Annotated in this window: 17 protein-coding genes and 1 other RNA gene; 10 read left to right on the top strand and 8 right to left on the bottom strand. The window is 42.2% G+C overall.

The window, feature by feature from the left end; genetic code table 11:
* The first annotated feature begins 5 nt into the window (after positions 1-5).
* The 3 genes from ACO067_RS06150 to ACO067_RS06140 are packed head-to-tail and all read left to right on the top strand — an operon-like array spanning position 6 to position 1419.
* Positions 6-311, top strand: coding sequence for a hypothetical protein (locus ACO067_RS06150; RefSeq protein ID WP_421871940.1), 306 nt, complete (start codon positions 6-8; stop codon positions 309-311).
* Positions 311-943 (top strand): ExbD/TolR family protein, encoded by a 633-nt coding sequence (locus tag ACO067_RS06145; RefSeq protein ID WP_421871937.1) that lies wholly within the window; start codon positions 311-313, stop codon positions 941-943. The genes ACO067_RS06150 and ACO067_RS06145 overlap by 1 nt, the downstream gene beginning before the upstream one ends.
* An 11-nt stretch (positions 944-954) precedes the next feature.
* Entirely contained in the window at positions 955-1419 is a 465-nt protein-coding gene (locus ACO067_RS06140) for an ExbD/TolR family protein (protein WP_421871934.1), read from the top strand.
* Between the two features lie 51 nt (positions 1420-1470).
* Here the strand turns inward: ACO067_RS06140 and ACO067_RS06135 are convergent, their stop codons facing one another.
* The 6 genes from ACO067_RS06135 to tsaD are packed head-to-tail and all read right to left on the bottom strand — an operon-like array spanning position 1471 to position 5677.
* The gene (locus ACO067_RS06135; RefSeq protein ID WP_421871931.1) at positions 1471-1863 is read right to left on the bottom strand and encodes a hypothetical protein; all 393 of its coding nucleotides are present in this window, start codon (positions 1861-1863) and stop codon (positions 1471-1473) included.
* Positions 1850-2218, bottom strand: coding sequence for an arsenate reductase family protein (locus tag ACO067_RS06130; protein WP_421871928.1), 369 nt, complete (start codon positions 2216-2218; stop codon positions 1850-1852). The genes ACO067_RS06135 and ACO067_RS06130 overlap by 14 nt, the downstream gene beginning before the upstream one ends.
* 55 nt (positions 2219-2273) lie before the next feature.
* A complete protein-coding gene (locus ACO067_RS06125; RefSeq protein ID WP_421871925.1) occupies positions 2274-3641 on the bottom strand; it encodes an NAD-dependent succinate-semialdehyde dehydrogenase in 1368 nt (455 codons plus the stop codon).
* A 1-nt stretch (position 3642) separates the two neighbouring features.
* Positions 3643-4146: an HNH endonuclease gene (locus ACO067_RS06120; RefSeq protein WP_421871922.1), complete on the bottom strand. Its 504-nt coding sequence runs from the start codon at positions 4144-4146 to the stop codon at positions 3643-3645.
* A gap of 2 nt (positions 4147-4148) precedes the next feature.
* A complete protein-coding gene (gene smpB, locus ACO067_RS06115) occupies positions 4149-4616 on the bottom strand; it encodes an SsrA-binding protein SmpB (protein WP_421871919.1) in 468 nt (155 codons plus the stop codon).
* A 50-nt stretch (positions 4617-4666) separates the two neighbouring features.
* The gene (tsaD, locus tag ACO067_RS06110) at positions 4667-5677 is read right to left on the bottom strand and encodes a tRNA (adenosine(37)-N6)-threonylcarbamoyltransferase complex transferase subunit TsaD (protein WP_421871916.1); all 1011 of its coding nucleotides are present in this window, start codon (positions 5675-5677) and stop codon (positions 4667-4669) included.
* Between tsaD and ACO067_RS06105 the strand changes: the two genes are divergently transcribed.
* The 5 genes from ACO067_RS06105 to ACO067_RS06085 all read left to right on the top strand — a co-directional run bounded on the left by ACO067_RS06105 (position 5677) and on the right by ACO067_RS06085 (position 13568).
* The gene (locus ACO067_RS06105; protein ID WP_421871914.1) at positions 5677-10230 is read left to right on the top strand and encodes a translocation/assembly module TamB domain-containing protein; all 4554 of its coding nucleotides are present in this window, start codon (positions 5677-5679) and stop codon (positions 10228-10230) included. The two genes, tsaD and ACO067_RS06105, sit on opposite strands and share 1 nt — an antisense overlap.
* A gap of 33 nt (positions 10231-10263) precedes the next feature.
* A complete protein-coding gene (locus ACO067_RS06100) occupies positions 10264-11562 on the top strand; it encodes a cryptochrome/photolyase family protein (RefSeq protein WP_421871911.1) in 1299 nt (432 codons plus the stop codon).
* Between the two features lie 38 nt (positions 11563-11600).
* Positions 11601-11999 carry a hypothetical protein gene (locus tag ACO067_RS06095; RefSeq protein ID WP_421871909.1) on the top strand — a complete coding sequence of 133 codons (399 nt, stop codon included), beginning with the start codon at positions 11601-11603 and terminating at the stop codon, positions 11997-11999.
* A 15-nt stretch (positions 12000-12014) separates the two neighbouring features.
* An RNA gene (gene rnpB / locus ACO067_RS06090) (RNase P RNA component class A) lies at positions 12015-12392 on the top strand.
* 18 nt (positions 12393-12410) lie between these two features.
* Positions 12411-13568: a sigma-54-dependent transcriptional regulator gene (locus tag ACO067_RS06085; protein ID WP_421871906.1), complete on the top strand. Its 1158-nt coding sequence runs from the start codon at positions 12411-12413 to the stop codon at positions 13566-13568.
* A gap of 239 nt (positions 13569-13807) precedes the next feature.
* Here the strand turns inward: ACO067_RS06085 and ACO067_RS06080 are convergent, their stop codons facing one another.
* A complete protein-coding gene (locus ACO067_RS06080) occupies positions 13808-14788 on the bottom strand; it encodes an acyl transferase (RefSeq protein WP_421871903.1) in 981 nt (326 codons plus the stop codon).
* A 54-nt stretch (positions 14789-14842) separates the two neighbouring features.
* On the opposite strand from ACO067_RS06080, the gene ACO067_RS06075 reads away from it, so the two are divergent.
* Entirely contained in the window at positions 14843-15619 is a 777-nt protein-coding gene (locus tag ACO067_RS06075; RefSeq protein WP_421871900.1) for a hypothetical protein, read from the top strand.
* Here ACO067_RS06075 and ACO067_RS06070 read toward each other — a convergent pair.
* Positions 15616-18021: an alpha-ketoacid dehydrogenase subunit alpha/beta gene (locus ACO067_RS06070; RefSeq protein WP_421871897.1), complete on the bottom strand. Its 2406-nt coding sequence runs from the start codon at positions 18019-18021 to the stop codon at positions 15616-15618. The genes ACO067_RS06075 and ACO067_RS06070 overlap by 4 nt on opposite strands.
* Before the next feature lie 278 nt (positions 18022-18299).
* Here ACO067_RS06070 and ald point away from each other — a divergent pair, with 278 nt between their 5' ends.
* Complete coding sequence (gene ald, locus ACO067_RS06065; RefSeq protein ID WP_421871894.1) at positions 18300-19415, top strand: alanine dehydrogenase; 1116 nt, start codon at positions 18300-18302, stop codon at positions 19413-19415.
* Positions 19416-19456: the final 41 nt, after the last annotated feature.

Below are 19456 nucleotides of genomic sequence, written 5' to 3'. Positions count from 1 at the left end.
ACATTATGGATATTATAGATGTAGGTTTATACGCCGGCTATGTACTTATAGCCATCTGCGCTCTTGCTGCTGTGGTATTTCCTATCATACAGATCATCAGCGATCCGCAAGCATTAATTAAGTCAGGAATTGGTTTAGGGGCTTTAATCGTTGTGGCTGTTGTTGGGTATGCTTTGGCAGACCCTAATGCTGCTGGTGCGACAGAATCAGTTTCTAAATGGGTAGGAGCTGGTCTGATAGCTATGTACATATTCTTTGCAGTAGCTGTAGTTGGAATTGTATACACTGAAATTTCAAAACTGATTAAATAATGCCAAGAGGTAAAAAAAGACAACCACCTGAGGTCAGCTCAGGGTCGATGGCCGACATTGCGTTTCTTTTGCTTATTTTCTTTTTGGTAACTACCACAATAGCAAATGACAAAGGTATCGCAATGCGATTGCCTCCTAAGCCAGACCCAAATGAGCCACCACCAGAGGTGACGAAAAACGACAAGAATATTTATAAAATTCTTGCGAACTCAGGAGATCAACTCCTTGTGGAGGACGAACCATACAGAGATGATATGGATCAGCTAAAACAAGACGTGAAAGAGTTCATCTTGAACTTTGGCTCTCCCGGAGAAGAAGGTATTCAGATTTATAATAGTCTGCCGTCTTCTATGAAAACGAAAATCAATCAATTCGGAAGAAAGCTTGATTCGTCTGATGACCCCACGGAATGTGTGGTATCATTTAAGGCAGCACGTGGTACTAGTTACGAATTATTCATTGACGTACTAGACGCTATTAATGCTGCTTACAACGAAGTATATGCAGAACGAGTAGGTATTACTGTGGAAGAATGGCTTGCCCTGGATCGTGAGGATGACATCCAAAACGATATGTATGAAAAGGCTCGTCAAGGTATTCCTCGTGCAATATCAATTGCTGAACCAGATTAAATCATTGAATTATGTCAAAGTTTAAAAAGAGTTCGAATACACAACAGGACATACCTACAGCAGCACTTCCAGATATTATCTTTATGCTCTTGTTCTTCTTTATGGTAACTACTGTGATGAGAGAAACCGATATTATGGTGAAGCAACAGCTTCCTAGAGCTACTCAGCTTACTAAAATCGAAAGAAAGTCTTTGGTTAGCTATATATATATCGGAGAGCCTAAAAACACTTCTCTATACGGTAATGAACCTAAGGTTCAGACCAATGACAACCTGGTAGATGTAAATGATATCGTGTTGTTCGTAAACCAGGAGAAGGATAAGCTTTCTGAGGCTGAGAGAGATAAGATCACCATGTCAATGAAGGTAGATGTGGATGTGAAGATGGGTATCGTGTCTGACGTACAGCAAGAACTTAGAGAAGCTAATGCTTTGAAAGTTCTATATAGCTCCGTAAGAAGAGCAGATAGTAATTGATTAAGATAATTGATCTATATAAACAAAAGGCTCGCATTTGCGAGCCTTTTTTTATTGGTCTAAATCTTTAAGAGCCTTTTTTGTTTTTTGAAAAATCTCATCCATTTCTTTCGAGGAGGTTTCCAAAAAATCATCGACCTCTTCTTTCAAATTATCCAGTTCTTTATCAGATGCTCGCTTGACCTTACGGATTTGACGCTTGACTTTACTTCGCTCATCCTCAATTCTATCCAAGGCCTTGGACAATTGATACCGCGCATCCTCTGATAGGTCTTCAGAATCTTTCTTTAATTTCTGTAAGTCCTTTTCCAGATCTTCTTGTTTCTTTTCCAGGCGTTCTACTAACTCTTCTTTAGAAAGCTTTTGTTGATCGTTATCTGTAGTACAGCTTGCTATCAGCACGCTTAATATCAGAATGATCGGGTATGGTCTATTTCGTTTCATTTACACTTAGTTCTTCTTTAATGAGTTCATAAGACGAACCTACAATAAAGGAATGTTTCGGAGAAACTATAATTGGAGTTTTCATTTTGGAAGGATCAATGGACAACACACGGATCAATTCATCATCCGTAAACTGTTCATATGCAGTGGCACTTTTTTCTCTATACAACTCTTTGATAGATATATCCAGGTGATTAGCAATCTCAGCTATCTGCTTGGGTGTGAGATGATCCTTGTGGATGTCTTTTTCATTGATTTTTACATGTTTAATGGACAAAGCATAACCTTTAGCCGTCTTGTCCTGAATCATGTTACTGTTGTATATGAATAGGTATTCTCCTTCACTAATCTGCATAATATTCATGTTTGGTACATTAAACTAACAGGTCGGCAAGGGTTGATGTTTAGAATCAGGTGAGGTAAACAGTTTTAGCATTGACGAATTCCTTGATTCCCAATGGCGATAGCTCTCGTCCATATCCACTCGACTTCACCCCTCCAAACGGCAGTCTTGGGTCAGACTTCACAAAGTCATTGACAAAGACACAGCCTGCTTGAATTTGATGAGCGATTTCTTTCCCTCGAATAGGATCATCAGTGAAAACAGCACCACCTAATCCGTAAGAAGTATCATTGGCCACTCGTATGGCCTCTTCCTCGTCTTTTACCACCAGGATACTTGCTACTGGACCGAAGAGCTCTTCCTCATAGGCAGGCATATTTTTGGTTACATTGGTAAGTAAGGTGGCAGGATAAAAATAGCCGGCACTGTCTGGGAGTGTTCCACCCAGTATGCACTGAGCTCCCATTTCTATAGTTTTTTTGACTTGATTGTGCAATTGTTGTCTGAGGTCTCCTCTTGCCATACTTCCAAGGTCAAATTGATTGGATACCGGATCTCCAAATTCTTTTTGAGCCATCAGGCTTCTCACTTTCTCTGTGAATTCTGCTTCATTTTTGTATGTCACAATGAAGCGCTTGGCTGCAATACAACTCTGGCCAGTATTAATCAGCCTTCCGGTAACACATTTTTCTGCGGCCAGGGATAAGTCTGCATCCTCCAGGATCAGGTATGGATCACTTCCACCAAGCTCCAATACAGTCTTTTTTAGGTACTTGCCAGCTAGTGAGGCTACTGACCTTCCAGCTTTTGTTGATCCTGTTAGCGTAACCCCAGCAATGAACTTATTTCCGATTACCCCTTCTATATCATCCGTATGTGCAATGATGGATTGAAAGGTATTTTCTGGGAAGCCAGCTTTTTCAAACAGCGCCTGTATTTTCAAGCTGCAGCCAGTAGTATTGGGTGAGTGTTTAAGGATGCCTGTATTTCCTGCCATCAGGTTAGGTGCAGCAAATCTAAACACCTGCCAAAAGGGGAAATTCCAGGGCATAATGGCCATAATAGGTCCCAGTGGTTCATAGCTGACAAAAGATTCCGTAGCATCTGACTCGATAATGTCTGGTTTTAAAAACATCTCCCCAGAGTGGGCATAATATTCACAGACCCAAGCACATTTTTCAATTTCAGCAATGCTTTGTTTCAGGGGTTTACCCATTTCCTGTGTGATCAATAGACCTATATCTTCCTTTTCATTTACTAGTAATTTGGCGAGAGTCAGTAATAAGTCGCTTCTATATTGAAATGAGGTATCTTTCCAGGAAACCCATGCTTTATAAGACTGCTCGATTTTTTTGGTAAGGGACTTAGGATTTTCGTATTGGTATTCTTCTATAGTCTCTTCTGTTGCTGGGTTGATCGTTTTGAAATCAATCATATTAGGCACTCACTTTATGTTCCAAATAAGGAATCCAGTCGTCGCTTAAAAGCTTCGTTGAAAACCTCAAGAACATAACATATGAAGGCCTTATTGGTTTTTTGACCAGTGATAACCCTACCTCTTCGGGTTTGTAATCGCCTTTCGTCGCGTTGCAGTTTTTGCAGGCAGTGACCAGATTGGTCCAGGTAGATTTACCTCCTTTGGATTTTGGAATGAGGTGGTCCAGGGTTAGATCTTTTCCGGATCCACAGTATTGACAGCAGTAGTTGTCTCGTTTGAATACATTGTGTCGTGTAAGCACTACCCCTTTGTACGGAACATGAATATACTGCCTTATTTTGATCACACTGGGGTAGGGATAGGAGTCGTCAACAGAACGTAGTTTTTTTCCTTTAACTTCTGAAATAAGGTCCGCCTTGGTCAAGTACATCAGCAAGAAGGCTCTCTCCACCGTACAAACTGACAGTGGAGTGTAATCTGCATTTAGTACTAAGACGGTCATGTTCAAATGCGCATTCGTTTTAATTCTCTATCCTGATCTTTCTTTTTGATACTATCTCGCTTGTCATATAATTTTTTACCACGAGCCACCGCTATTTCTAGCTTCGCAAATCCTCTCTTGTTGATGTAAATCCTGGTAGGAACGATCGTTAGTCCCTTTTCCTCGATCTTAGATTGAATTTTCTCCAACTCCTTTTTTTTGACCAAAAGCTTGCGTTCTCGGTCTATTTGGTGGTTTTCAAACGAACTGTTTGAGTAAGGGGAGATGTTCATTCCTTTGATAAAAAGCTCACCATTGTTGATGTAACAGTAGGCTTCCTGGACGGATGCTTTCCCTTCCCGAATGGATTTGATTTCCGTACCCTTCAGTACCAGGCCTGTTTCATACTTGTCTAGAAATTCATATTCAAAACTTGCCTTTCGGTTTCTAATCTGAATGTTATTCGAAAATCGAGGTTGTTCTTTTGCCATGGTTGTTCAATCAATCTAAAAATAATCAAGTTGTGGGTAGAATTGAAGGATTATTCAGAAAATGCCATTCGAGGCATTGGACTATCCCTGAGAGAACCAGTCTTGCCGGCCCCAAACTGATAATACCCTGCTGTGGCAATCATTGCTGCATTATCTGTGCAGTATTCAAATTTTGGGATAAATACTTTCCAGCCAAACTTTTTAGCTTCTGCGGTCAGGTGATCGCGCAATCCACTGTTGGCTGAAACCCCTCCTGCAATAGCAATGTTTTTAATCTTTTCTTTTTTAGCCGCTTTTTTCAGTTTCTTAAACAACATATCGATTAAGGTAAACTGTAAACTAGCTGCAAGGTCATTGATGTTTTCTTCGATGAAATGTTCATTTTGTTTTTTCTGGTCTCTCAGGAAATACATGAAGGCAGTTTTGATGCCAGAAAACGAATAGTCCAGGTCTGGTATATCGCTTTGCGGGAATGTGAATTTTTCAGGATTGCCAGCTTGTGCCAGTTTGTCAATCTTAGGACCACCAGGATAGCCAACACCAAGTAGTTTAGCACATTTATCAAATGCTTCACCCACCGCATCATCTTTTGTTTGTCCTATGATGGTCATGTCGAGGTAGCTATTGACCTTGACAATTTGGGTATGGCCACCACTGACCGTCAGGCATAGAAAAGGAAACTCGGGTTTTGGCTCTTCTATGAAGTGCGCCAATACATGAGCTTGCATGTGGTTAACAGGAACTACCGGAATGTTTAGCGCCAGAGCAGCGGACTTAGCAAATGAACTTCCAACCAACAAGGCACCAAGAAGTCCAGGTCCTTGTGTATAGGCTATGGCACTGATCTCTCGCATGGATATACCTGATGTAGTCAAAGCTTCGTTGATTACAGGAATGATATTCTTTTGGTGAGCACGCGATGCAAGTTCGGGAACTACTCCTCCATAACTTTCGTGTATGGATTGAGTCGCGATAATGTTATTGATTATTTTTCCATCTTTGCAGATTGCCGCGGCGGTTTCATCACATGATGACTCAATACCTAAGATGATTGTACTCATTGAAATTAATATTTTGGGAGTTGAAGGGACAGCAAAACGTATTTAGAAAAATCTTAAAATGGGTCAGAAAGATCGTCTTTTGGACAATTACTACTGTTGTTCTGACGCTATTTTCGCTGATCATTCTTCTTCAAACACCGGTTTTTCAAAATTATCTGGGAAGCCAGGCACTTCGTTTTATCAATGATAATACCCGACAAACGGCAAAGTTTAAAAACATTAAGATCAAATGGTTTGATTTTGTTGAAATAAAAGAGGTAGAAGTGCTGGATTATCAAGGTAATCGCCTATTCACAGCTGGTAATGTGAAGGTTGATTATGAACTAAGCAAACTTCTGTCGGACTATGAGATATCATTTGATAATGTTTACCTGACAGATTCCAAGCTTGATCTGACGAAATATCCTGATTCACTGGATATCAATCTGGTGGAACTAATCAAGGATTTAAACTCACTAAAGAGAAAACCAGAAGACACAATCAGTCAGAAAAAACCAATGGAACTGCTAGTGGAAAGGATTCATTTGGTGGATTTTCAGTTTTCCTATGACAATCAGCTTAAAGATAGTTTACCAAAAGATCGGTTTGATTATGGGCATTTTTTACTGGACATTCCTGGCGGTGTATTCGAGGGTTTTCGTGTAGTCAACGATACCATTGAGGCTCGGATAAATTCATTGGTGGCTATTGATGAGGGTTCTGGTTTGAGAGTGGAGCGAATGAAGTCTGATTTGCGCATCAGTAGCAAGGAAATAGCTTTAACACAACTCGACCTTGAAACAAATCATTCACATATCAATGATCGAGTGGTACTAAGCTTTAATGGATTTGATGATTTAGGGTACTTTGTTGATAGTGTGAGCATGGACATTAACCTGGTTGACTCTCGCATTTCACGACAGGATATTGCGTATTTTGCCAGCATTCCGGTGGAGGACTTTATTGCTTCAGTAGATGCTTCTATCTCAGGTACAGTACCAGCTCTATCCATTCAGGATTTGAGTTTGAAATTTGGAGAGAGGTCCACTCTCGAAGGGAATATTGACTTCATGGGCTTACCCGTGATAGATGAGACTTTCATCGAGGCACGCATCCGACAATCGGACGTTTTGGTTACTGATTTGGCTCCGTTTCTGGACGATAAATCTCTCCAGCAGTTGGGAGTGCTGAATGAACTAAGCTTTAAGGGTAATTTCCTGGGGTTTACTCATGATTTTGTAGCTAATGCTGCATTCCAAACGCCTTTGGGAAAACTGAGTTCAGACATAAATTTGAAATTTTCTCAAGGCTGGGACAATGCTTCCTATTCTGGTAAGCTGAGCCTGGATCACTTTGATGTAGGACGATTGGTGGGACGACCTGAATATGTTGGTGAGGTTACCATGCATGGAGATCTACGCGGCAGAGGAGTGAAGCCTGAAAAGGCAAAGTTGAATCTGAATGTTCAATTTTTCGATACGGAGCTCTTCGGCTACCGATATGATAGCATTAGTGCTAAGGGAGATCTGGCGGCTGAGTTTTTCAATGGTCAACTGAAGGTTAGTGATGAAAACTGCATGATGGAGACAAGTGGGCAGGTAGATATTTCACATACTCCGGAGCAAGTGATTTTAAGTAGTCAAATAGATTTTGTAGACCTCCAGGCGCTTGGTTTTGTTGATGATTACCTGACTATTGTTGGTAGTCTGGAGGCTGATGTTTCAGGGCTCAATTTGGATAGTTTGCAGGGCCAGGCAAAGGTGACAGATCTCAATTTGCATTGGAAAAAAGATTCCCTGGAGTTGGACTCAATAATTGTAACGTCGCATACCAAGGGAACACAACGTCAAATAAAGGTAGACCTTCCTGATGTGCATGTTGGGATGGATGGCGACTTCTATTTTTCAGAGTTGTTGAGTGATGTGAGATTGTTAGCACAAGAAGTAAAAGATTACTTTAGTCCAGATTATACTTCAGAAACAAGTGGGTTTAGAGAGGAGCAGAATATCAATCAGTATTCTATTGATTTTGAGGTAGAGTATGACGATATCAATCAATACCTGGGACTCTTCGACTGGCCATTGTATATTTCCCCGAAAGGTGTTTTCGAAGGTACCTACTACCAACGCCGCAACGCCACTTTATCAGTATTCACAGAGATTGATTCCATTAATTACGATGGAGTGGGATACAATGGCAATACATTCGATGCAAACTTCTCCAAAGACTTAGACTCTGCCGGGATCATCGCATCTGTATTCGTCAACTCTTCCAATCAGGTCTGGAGAAACATCCCTCAAACCAAAGACTTTTCTTTAGAAGCAGTGTGGTTCAATAATCGCATCAATGTTACCAGTACAATTTCCCAACCTGAGAACAATAGTTCGGCTAGTGTCAATGGAGAGCTGATGATTTCTGATGATCGTTTGGTGTTCAACTTTTTACCATCCAGAATGATCGTTTTTGGAGATCAGTGGTTTTTCAACCCTTACAATAAAATAACCATCACGGAAAAAGAAGTGCTTGTGGATCGTCTGGAACTGTATCAAAATGCCGAATCTATCCTTCTCAAAGGGGTCTATTCTGACAGCAGTGCCACCGACTTGTCTTTGAATTTCAAAGATTTCTCGATGCGAAGTATTGGGCCACTAGTACCCTTTGATCTCAGTGGACAGCTGAATAGTTCAGTCAGTTTGCAACGAAAAGAGAGAGGTGATCCATTTGTGCTGAACAGTCAGATTAAATTGGAAGAGTTCATGATGAACGAGTTTTTAATTGGAAATGTGACGGGTGAAACGCAATGGGATGCTACTAAAAAGCAACTCGGAGTAGACCTGAATGTGCGTAGAGAAGGTGTCAATACAATCGATATTGCCGGATCGTACACTCCTGATGACACTGAAAATCAGCTAGATCTCAATGCTAAATTCAATCAGGCCAACCTGCAGTTAATTAATCCATTCTTTCAGTCACTTTTCTCCAATATAGGTGGATATGCGAGTGGTGAGGTCGATGTATCTGGCTCTTTAAGTCAACCAGTGATCATCGGAAGTAGTGACGTTGAATCAGGAACCTTTGAGTTTGATTACCTTGGTACGACTTACGGGTTCAACGGGAACATTGCTTTTGATAATGAATCCATCAAGTTCAATGGTATCCGATTGCTAGATAGGGATCAAAATAGAGCGTCATTTTCTGGTGTGATCAAGCACAGGTTCTTCAAGGAGTTTGAAACAGATTTGAAACTGGCAGTTTCCAATTTCCAACTTCTGAATACCACATCTACGGATAACTCGCTGTATTACGGTACTGCCAATGCCACAGGAGATATTGAAATCTTAGGACCTGTGGATGATTTGCTCATCAAGGCCAATGCTACGACCAATAAGGGCACTAAATTATATATCCCACTCGGAGGAACGAGTGAGGAAGTTACGCAAAAAGATTACATCTCCTTTGTGGATCTGAGAGACACCACTAAAACCATCGATTTAAATGAAATCGTGCAAAACAGTATCTCAGGTGTACGGCTGGACTGTGAGATTGACGTCACTCCCGATGCCTATGTAGAGCTGATTTTTGATATACGGACCGGTGATATTATACGAGGTAGAGGAAATGGGAACCTCAACCTGTCTTTGGATACAAATGGGGAGTTTGAGCTATTTGGAGACCTCACAATCACTGAGGGAGCCTATAACTTCACCATTCCCAATTTCATCAATAAGGAGTTTAATATTGTGCCTGGGGGTACTATTTCGTGGTATGGAGATCCTTATTCGGGAGTGTTAAATCTGGATGCTACCTATCGGCAACTCGCCTCTCCGGCTGATTATTACCCGAGTGCTGAAGGTGAGGACCAATCCGTAAAACAGAAATATCCGGTATTGGTCGTTGTAAAGCTTACTGGTGAGATGTTGTCTCCTAGCATTGAGTTTGCTATACAGCTAGAGGACTCTCAAGCTTCACCAACTGCAGAAGCAGAGCGTGCCATTACTGCGATCAATAGCAATGAGCAAGAGTTGAAAAAACAAGTGTTCAGCTTGTTGATCTTAAGGAAGATTTCTCCACAGTCCCAGTTTGATTTGAGTAACAGTGGAGCTGTTGGTGGGAGTTTGAGTGAGTTCTTCTCCAATCAGTTTTCTTACTTTATTAGCCAGGTGGATGAAAATCTGGAAGTGGACATAGACCTGTCCTCGTTGGATCAAAATGCATTCAATACTTTTCAGCTACGGTTGTCCTATACATTTTTAGACGGACGTCTGAGAGTGTCTGGTGGTGGTGGTATCCCTCAGGATGGTGAGGATGTAAGCGCGTCCAACTACATTGGTGATTGGTCTGTAAGATATCTATTGACTCCAGATGGACATTTGAGGGTGAAAGCTTTCAGTCAGACCGAACAGATGGCTAATTCATTGGTGCGTGAGACGGGAGTCAGCTTTCAGTACTTAAAATCCTTCAATGATTTTAGAGAGCTAGTCACCAAATCTCGTGAAGAAGCCATTGCCACCAAACCTAAGGATATTTCAAAGGAAATAGAAGCTAATAAAAGTCAAAAACCTTCCTCCAAATAGCAAACATCTCCGGTGCACGGGTGTTTCTAAGCCATGGATAAAATTAACATCTTTTGGCACCGAAGAGATTTGCGATATCATGATAATGTTGGGCTTTACTACGCTTTAGATACCGACTATCCAGTCTTACCTGTTTTCATTTTTGATACCAATATCTTAGATGATCTTTCTGACAAAACAGATGCAAGAGTCACTTTCATTCACGATCAATTGAAGGCGCTTGATGAAGTCTACAGGAACAACGGAAGTGGGTTGAAAGTCTGTTATGGTACACCAGAAGACGTCTACATGCGACTGTCAGAAGAGTATGAGATTGTGGGAGTGTACACCAATAGGGACTATGAGCCCTATGCAAAAAAAAGAGATGCTACTATCGCCAAGTATTTAAAAGGCAAGGGAATCGGTTTCTATTCATTTAAAGACCAAGTGATATTCGAACAGGGCGAAATCCTTACAGATCAGGAGCAGCCCTATAAGGTGTTTACTCCCTACAAAAACAAGTGGCTGGAAAAGTGGAGCAATCTGGAATTGGAATCTTATAATTCAGAACAAAAACTCCAGGCACTTTGGTCAGCTGATGTCGATCCTTTAATGTCACTTGAAGATATCGGATTTCAGAGATCAACCATTGCCATCCCCGAGCCTTCAGTATCAGAAAACCTACTGAAAGAGTACTCAGAGAAAAGGGACATCCCTGGAGAGAACGGTACTTCTCGCTTAGGCATACATTTTCGGTTTGGTACCATAAGCATCCGCCAGCATGCCAAAAGAGCTAGCGAACTGAGTGATGTATGGTTAAATGAACTCATCTGGCGCGAGTTTTATATGATGATCCTTGGTCATTATCCGGAGGTGGTAGATCATGCCTTTAAGTCAAAATATGAGCAAATTCCGTGGACCAATAATGAGTCCCATTTTCAGAAGTGGTGTGAGGGAAAGACTGGTTACCCGATTGTGGATGCAGGTATGCGCGAGTTAAACGCCACGGGATACATGCACAACAGGGTACGAATGGTGGTCGCCAGTTTTCTGACGAAGCATCTCTTAATAGATTGGAGATGGGGAGAGCGTTATTTCGCTGAGAAATTGCTGGACTTTGAGCTAAGTAGTAACAATGGTGGCTGGCAATGGGCGGCAGGTACCGGTACAGATGCACAGCCTTACTTTCGCGTATTTAATCCTTACAGCCAGCAGGAGAAATTTGACCCACAATTCAAGTACATAAAGAAGTGGGTACCTGAGTTTGATACCGCAGAGTACCCAAACCCGATTGTTCCGCACAAAGAAGCCAGACAAAGAGCTATTGACACCTACAAAGAGGCTTTATCGTAACAAGATTTTTCGTATCTTTCTACCAAACCCGTTTACTCATGAATTTCAAAGCTTTTAGTCAAAAATTCGCCGATACTATTGGTGGCAAGTACAATGATTACGATGACGACCACTCAATTTTCATCATTCCTATAAAAAATGATCGATTCCAAACGGTCATTGCTCGACTGGTTAGAATTGACAATCAAGATGCGGAAGTTGTACACATTACCTCGAAGGTATGTGAAGTGTCTGAATCAATAGATTACCCTGCTATCCTGGAAGCCAGTGCTGATTTTAAACTGTCAAGTTTCATAGTCGAGGATGGATTCTTAAAGGTAGACTCGGCCATCTTACTCAAATCTGTAGATGAAGCCTTCATTGAACAAGCAATTGTGGAGTTGGCAAATCTGGCAGACGAATGGGAATTGAAAATTACCGGCAAGGATATTTACTGAATCAATTACTTTTGCAGTGCAAGTCGGTTCATCGTGTCCGTCAGTTGGCGGATAAGGAAAGTCCGGGCAGCACAGAGCACCGCACTTCCTAACAGGAAGGATTCTTGCTATTGGCAAGAAGACAGATAGTGCAACAGAAAGTAAACTACCCTGGCGGTTTCGTTGGGGAAAAGGTGAAAAGGTGAGGTAAGAGCTCACCGGTCAGTGGCGTGAGTCCTGATGCGTGGTAAACCTTGCGGGCTGAAAAGCCAAATAGGTCCCGGTTTAGAGTGGCTCGCTCGTATACGGGATGGGTAGGCTGATTGATCCTGACGGTGACGTTAGGGCTAGATAAATGATGAACTCCCAGGGAAACCTGGCAGACAGAACCCGGCTTACAGACTTGCATACTTTTAAAACACAAAAAGCAAAATGGCACATCTATTGGTGGTAGATGACGAAAAAACCATTCGTCAGGCACTTACAGAGATCTTATCAGATGAATCGTATGAAGTTTCCCAGGCAGGAGACGGAGAAGAAGCCTGGGAGATGATACAGAGCAACTCATATGATGCAGTACTCTGTGATATCAAGATGCCAAAGATGGATGGTATTGAGTTGTTAGACAAGGTGGTTGAAGCTGGAGTGGACGTTCCTTTCATCATGATTTCTGCTCATGGCACTATCGAAACAGCTGTAGATGCTACCAAAAAAGGGGCCTATGATTTTATCCAGAAGCCACCAGATCTGAATCGGCTATTGCTGACGGTGCGCAATGCACTGGATAAGTCCACACTGCAGACAGAAACAAAGCGTCTGAAAAAGAAAATCAGCAAAGCTTTTGATATCATTGGTCAGTCTGATCCAATTTCGGAGATCAAGACCACTATCGAAAAAGTTGCTCCGACTGATGCCAGAGTCCTAATTACTGGCGAGAACGGAACTGGAAAGGAGCTGGTGGCCAGGTGGCTACATGACAAAAGTGCTCGGTCTGCAGGACCACTGGTAGAAGTAAACTGTGCTGCTATTCCTTCCGAACTCATTGAGAGTGAGTTGTTTGGGCATGAGAAGGGGTCGTTTACCTCTGCTCATAAGCAGCGATCCGGTAAGTTTGAGCAAGCTACAGGTGGTACCTTGTTTCTAGATGAAATCGGTGATATGAGTCTTTCTGCACAGGCCAAGGTCCTTCGTGCGCTGCAGGAAAGTCAGATTACCAGAGTAGGGGGAGATAAGAAAATCAAGGTAGACGTCAGGGTGCTGGCAGCTACCAATAAGGATCTTAAAAAAGAGATTGAGGAAGGTAATTTTCGAGAAGATTTATATCATAGACTGAGTGTTATGATCATTCAGGTACCAGCACTTCGTGACCGTAAAGAGGACATACCTTTGTTGGTAGATCATTTCCTAAATCAGATTTCTACGGAATATGGAACTGTGCCTAAGAAGATTACAGATAAGGCTTTGAAACAATTGGCGGAATATTCCTGGACAGGAAATATACGTGAGCTTAGAAATATCGTAGAGCGATTGATCATTATGTCAAACGATGAAATTACTCACGAGGATGTGAAGAAGTACGTGGAAATCTAAGTTATACGTTAGCCTTTTCTTCAGTTTGAGGCTTTTCTACATCACTTTTAGCGTATGTAGGACATGTCTTCTGAGTACAAGCAGAAAGACCGAGTATAATTAGTGCGATGGCAAATATTTTTACTTTCATGAGCGGCTATTTTGCAATAGTAAACCTAGATATATTCATAACTACCTATCTTCAAAAATATCATTTAGTTTCTACCAAAGCAAAAAATTGATCAATTAATCTCCAATGATCATGAATTTATGAGCAGATTACAGCCACGAATATCTGAATTATCAAACCTACCTAACACCTCAAAAGTTCCATTTTCATGTGTTTTAGCCAGGTCTTTGGTCTCTAGAAAGGCACATGAATGTATGTTTGCCAGATCAATAATATTGAGTCCTCCAACTTTTCCATGACCAACTGCGGTGAGCGGGTCATTTACATCTCTGATCATTGGTTTGCACCAAGTTGGGAAAGTAAATAAACCATCTACTCCGTAGGCTTGAGAGGTGAGTTCGGTCATGCCATATTCAGAATGGATGTGATTTTGGTGAAACCTAGCCTTTAACACCTCATGCAGCTCAGTCCGAATCATTTCTTTTCGTCTGCCCTTCATACCGCCTGTCTCCATGACTATGTATTGCTCCGGTGGCAGTTTTGTCTTTTCGGCTAAGTCCAATAGAGCATACGACACACCAATAAGAAGAATCCTCTTACCACAGTTGTGTCTAAGTTCATCTGCCAGTTGGTCTTGGGAATGTAAGAAATACTGACTGTTGACATCTGCCAGAGACATGAAATAGTCAACCATGCTAATGAGTGAAGAGTCTCCTTGTTCTTGATAGGAGGGCAACAGGGCATAGATGATATATTCTGAAAGTGGTCCATAGTGACTCTCAAAAATATATTGAGTTATGTGGTGATAGAAGTCTATTGATTTTACATGGTGATGGCTCCTTACCTGTCCGGTGGTGCCACTGCTTTTAAAAATCTTTTGCTCTGGCCACTCTCCGGTTACAACCTTTTGATCTTTGAAGAACTCTATAGGTAGGAAAGGAATTTCGGCGATTGAATGAACATTTTGTGGTGTTCGATGTAAGTAATTACAGAAGTGCCGGTAAATGGAGTTGTTGGAGTATTGATAGGCAAACACATCCAATGCTGCTGCGTCGAATTGATTAGATTGAAGAAAAAAAATCTCACTTGTGAAATTTTCAGGTTTAATCATTGGTTATAACTTCCGTAAGGGGAATAATGAATAGGTTTGTCTAGTAGAAAATGTATGAAATTAAGAGTAGCCCAAATATCCATAATTTTAGTCACACTGACGATTTCCGGGTGTTTTGATCCACCAGAATTCTCAGAAATCCCATACATCGAGTATGAGTCCTTAAGATTTGTAGAGATTCCGGCCGACTATGTAATTCCGGATGGTGGGACTCGGCCCGTGGACTCTCTAGTGCTTTCCTTTAGCATAGAAGATGGTAATGGTGATGTTGGTCTCCGTGACAATGAAAGTTTTACCCCCTATCATTCTTTTAATCTCATTATCGATTCGAGGGATTCTTTGGTTACTTATACGGGTGATTTTGAACCTCCTTTCTATACGATTGACCCCTTAGGTACCCGTGAGCCTTTTAGTGAAGAAGACAACCGTCCCGGATATAATTGTACCAACTACATCATCAGTAGTTTTTCAGATCTAGGAGTTGGTCAGGATACTTTTTACATTCAGCAAAATGAGTTCCACTATAATCTACACGTGAGCATTTTGCGAAAGCGGAACGGCACTTACTCTCCTGTAAACTATGCTGAGGCTTCAGGAAATGCTGATTGCGCACTATCAAGCTTCAACGGACGGATTCCGGTGTTCGATGAATCCAACATTGGCCGAACCTTGAAGGGCGATATATCCTACTCCATGCGTTCCAGTGGGCATAAAATAGTCTTAGCCAGAGATACTTTCAAGGTGCAATTTTACCTTTATGACAGGGCATTGCACAAGAGCAACGTGGTAGAAAGCCCCGATCTCACCCTGCCAGATATTATTTCGGATTAGTAGAGCTTTTTGAATTGCTCTGGAGCTGCCTCGTGCATGAGTTGATACACCCGCTCAAACACATCTTCCACACTAGGTTTTGAGAAGTAGTCTCCATCAGTACCGTATGCCGGACGATGCTCTTGCGAGGTAATGGTAATTGGCTTTGAATCCAAATGGAAGTATCCACCATCTCTTTCCAGAACATTTTGCATCATAAACGCAGAAGCTCCTCCCGGTACATCTTCATCGATGAAAGCCACTCTGTTTGTTTTCTTCACTGATTCCAGAATCACCTGATTTCGATCAAATGGTAGGAGTGTTTGCACATCGATCACTTCCGCATTGATGCCGATTTCACTGAGTTGCTGAGCTGCTTCCATCACTATTCTGCACATGGATCCATAGGTAACCAACGTGATGTCCTGACCATCTCTGAGGATGTCTGGCACACCCAAAGGAACCTTAAATTCCCCAATATTTTCGGGCATTTTTTCCTTCAATCGATAGCCATTCAGAGATTCAATGACAATTGCCGGATCATCTGCATCCATCAGCGTGTTATAGAACCCAGCCGCCTGTGTCATGTTTCTCGGAACCAGTACGTGCATTCCCCTAATAGCATTAATGATCATGCCCATTGGAGAGCCGCTGTGCCATACACCTTCCAGTCGGTGACCCCTCGTACGAACGATAAGTGGCGCTTTTTGTCCACCCTTCATGCGGTATTGTAGAGTGGCCAGGTCATCAGATAATGTCTGAATCGCATAAAGCAAATAGTCGAGATACTGGATTTCAGCAATCGGTCTTAAACCTCTCAATGCCGCACCAATACCTTGCCCAATGATGGTTGTCTCACGAATCCCAGTATCTGAGATTCGTACCTCACCATACTTTTCCTGTAGTCCGGCAAATCCCTGATTTACATCACCTATTCTGCCCACATCCTCACCGAAAGCAATAACACGTGGGTCTCTATCAAAAAGAGCGTCGAAGCAAGCTTGAACAACTTCACGGCCATCCACAAGTTTAGATTCGTCTGTGTAAGTTGCAGGAACACCGTCCACTTTTAGAGCAGCCTGATCAGATTCACTGTACAAGTGGGAGCTGTACTCATCGCGGTATTTATCGAATTTCTCCTTGTACCAGCTGATCAGACGGGACTTCTCTTCTGATTCAGTACTGGTTAGGTATCGGAAGCTCTTCCTTACCGCTCTGGCAATATCTGCTTTAAATGGATTTAATGCGCTTTTCAGGTCGTTTTTGATTTGCTGCAGCGCCTTGTTGTTATCCGAAGAAAGTGCCGCTTTGCCGATAAGTTCCAGCGCCTGGTTCAAATCCTCTTTGATCTCTGAAGTGTAGGATTTCCAGGAATTGTCTCGTGCTTTTTTGGCTTTGTTTTTGGCCTCTTTTTCAAGAGCATCAAGTTCATCCGCAGTAGAAAGCTCTGACTCCAGTATCCATTCACGCATCTTCAGGATACAGTCGTGTGCTTTTTCCCAATCCAGACGCTCTTTGGATTTATACCGTTCATGTGATCCTGAAGTGGAGTGTCCTTGTGGTTGTGTGACTTCAACGACGTGTACCAGGCATGGCACATGTTCTTCTCGGGCTATTTTAATGGCTTTTTCATAAGTCTTCAGCAATGCTGGATAGTCCCAGCCATTTACTCGGAAGATCTCAAATCCCTTTTTATCTTCTGTTCTCTGAAGCCCTGTTAGCACTTCTGAGATGGATTCTTTGGTGGTGTGGTACTCTTGTGGTACCGAAATGCCGTAGTGGTCATCCCATATAGACATGACCATTGGTATTTGCAGTACTCCTGCTGCATTCATCGCTTCCCAAAAGTGACCCTCGGAGGTGGAAGCGTTACCAATGGTGCCAAAAGCAACCTCATTGCCATTGATAGAAAAATCTTTGAAGTCGTGAAGTGCTGGATTTTCTCTATAAAGTTTAGATGCCCACCCAAGTCCAACGAGCCGTGGCATTTGGCCTGCAGTACAAGAGATGTCTGAGGAACTGTTCTTCATATCCGTCAGCGTCCTCCATTCTCCTTTGCTATTCAGAGACCTTGTACCGAAGTGACCATTCATCATTCTTCCTGCAGAGGCTGGCTCAGCGTCTACGTCTGTATGAGCGTATAGTTGTGCGAAAAACTGCTGAGAGGTCAATTGACCAATAGCCATCATAAAGGTTTGGTCGCGGTAGTATCCTGACCGCCAGTCTCCATTTTGAAAGAATTTGGCTTTGGCTATTTGTGCTACTTCTTTGCCATCACCGAAAATACCGAATTTGGCTTTTCCCATGAAAACTTCTTTGCGGCCGATCAAGCTGTCCTCCCGGCTTTCAACGGCTAAGGCGTAATCGCTTATGATTTCGTTCTTTTTCAGAGCAATCTTCTTGATGGTTTTTGTAGCGCTCATATAGTCAAGTTTTGGGGGTTAATGTTGAATATGTTCACCTTCAAAACTAATAAAAATGAAGGACTTTTCCTTGTTTTTATCCATATAATCTATATGTTCCGGCTGTATCAAACGTTTTCATAAAGAACAATATTCCGTAAATAACATAACTTCAGAATAATATTTTATTAAACACAAAAGAGAGGTGTTGCTTCTATTGAATTTTATGACCCCTAAATAATTGTGAAAACAGCCTTATATCTTTGTACGAGAATTAATCCAAAATAGATATTACGACTATGATTATTGGGGTTCCAAAAGAGATCAAAAACAACGAGAACAGGGTAGCTGTCACCCCTGCTGGTGTTAAAGAGTTTACCAAAAACGGACATCAGGTTTATGTGCAGTCTACAGCTGGTTTGGGCAGTGGGTTCACGGATTCACAGTATGAGGAAGCTGGTGCTAAGATGCTGCCAACCATAGAAGAAACCTATGAGATTGCAGAAATGATCATCAAGGTGAAAGAGCCTATTGAGCCGGAATATAAGCTGGTAAAAAAGGGGCAATTACTTTTTACTTATTTTCATTTTGCATCATACGAGCCCCTTACAAAAGCAATGATGGAAAGTGGTGCCACTTGTCTGGCGTACGAGACAGTGGAAAAAGCGGACCGCTCGTTGCCTCTTTTGGTGCCAATGTCTGAAGTGGCTGGAAGAATGTCTATCCAGGAAGGAGCCAAATACCTGGAGAAACCAATGGGAGGACGTGGCATCCTTCTGGGAGGAGTGCCAGGCGTGAGGCCGGCAAAGGTGCTTATTCTTGGTGGTGGAGTCGTTGGTACCAACGCTGCGAAAATGGCTGCTGGAATGGGTGCGGATGTTACCATCATGGATGTGAACCTGAATCGTCTGCGCTATCTTGATGATGTGATGCCAGCGAACGTCAATACTTTCATGTCCAATGAATACAATATCAGAGAACTGATCTCCACTCATGACCTGATTGTGGGTGCAGTGTTGATCCCGGGTGCTAAAGCTCCGCATTTGATTACTAAAGATATGTTGAAAGACATGCAGCCAGGTACTGTAGTGGTAGATGTAGCTGTAGATCAGGGTGGATGTATAGAGACCTGTAAGCCGACTACTCACCAGGACCCTACCTATGTGATTGATGACGTGCTGCACTACTGTGTAGCTAACATGCCTGGAGCAGTGCCTTACACTTCCACACTTGCGCTGACTAACGCAACGCTACCTTATGCCCTCCAACTGGCCAATAAAGGCTGGAAGAAGGCATGCAATGAAAACAGAGAATTGCTTCTGGGACTGAACGTGGTGAATGGCGAGATCTGTTACGAAGGTGTGGCCAATGCATTTGGTTTGCCATTCTCTCCAGCGGAGAAGTTCTTATCATAAGTCATTACTAACTCATCTAAATCTACAAAAAGCGTGTGCTA

This window comes from Marinoscillum sp. (assembly GCF_965229915.1).
Lineage (GTDB): Bacteria > Bacteroidota > Bacteroidia > Cytophagales > Cyclobacteriaceae > Marinoscillum.
This window is presented reverse-complemented; position numbering and strand designations above follow the sequence as displayed.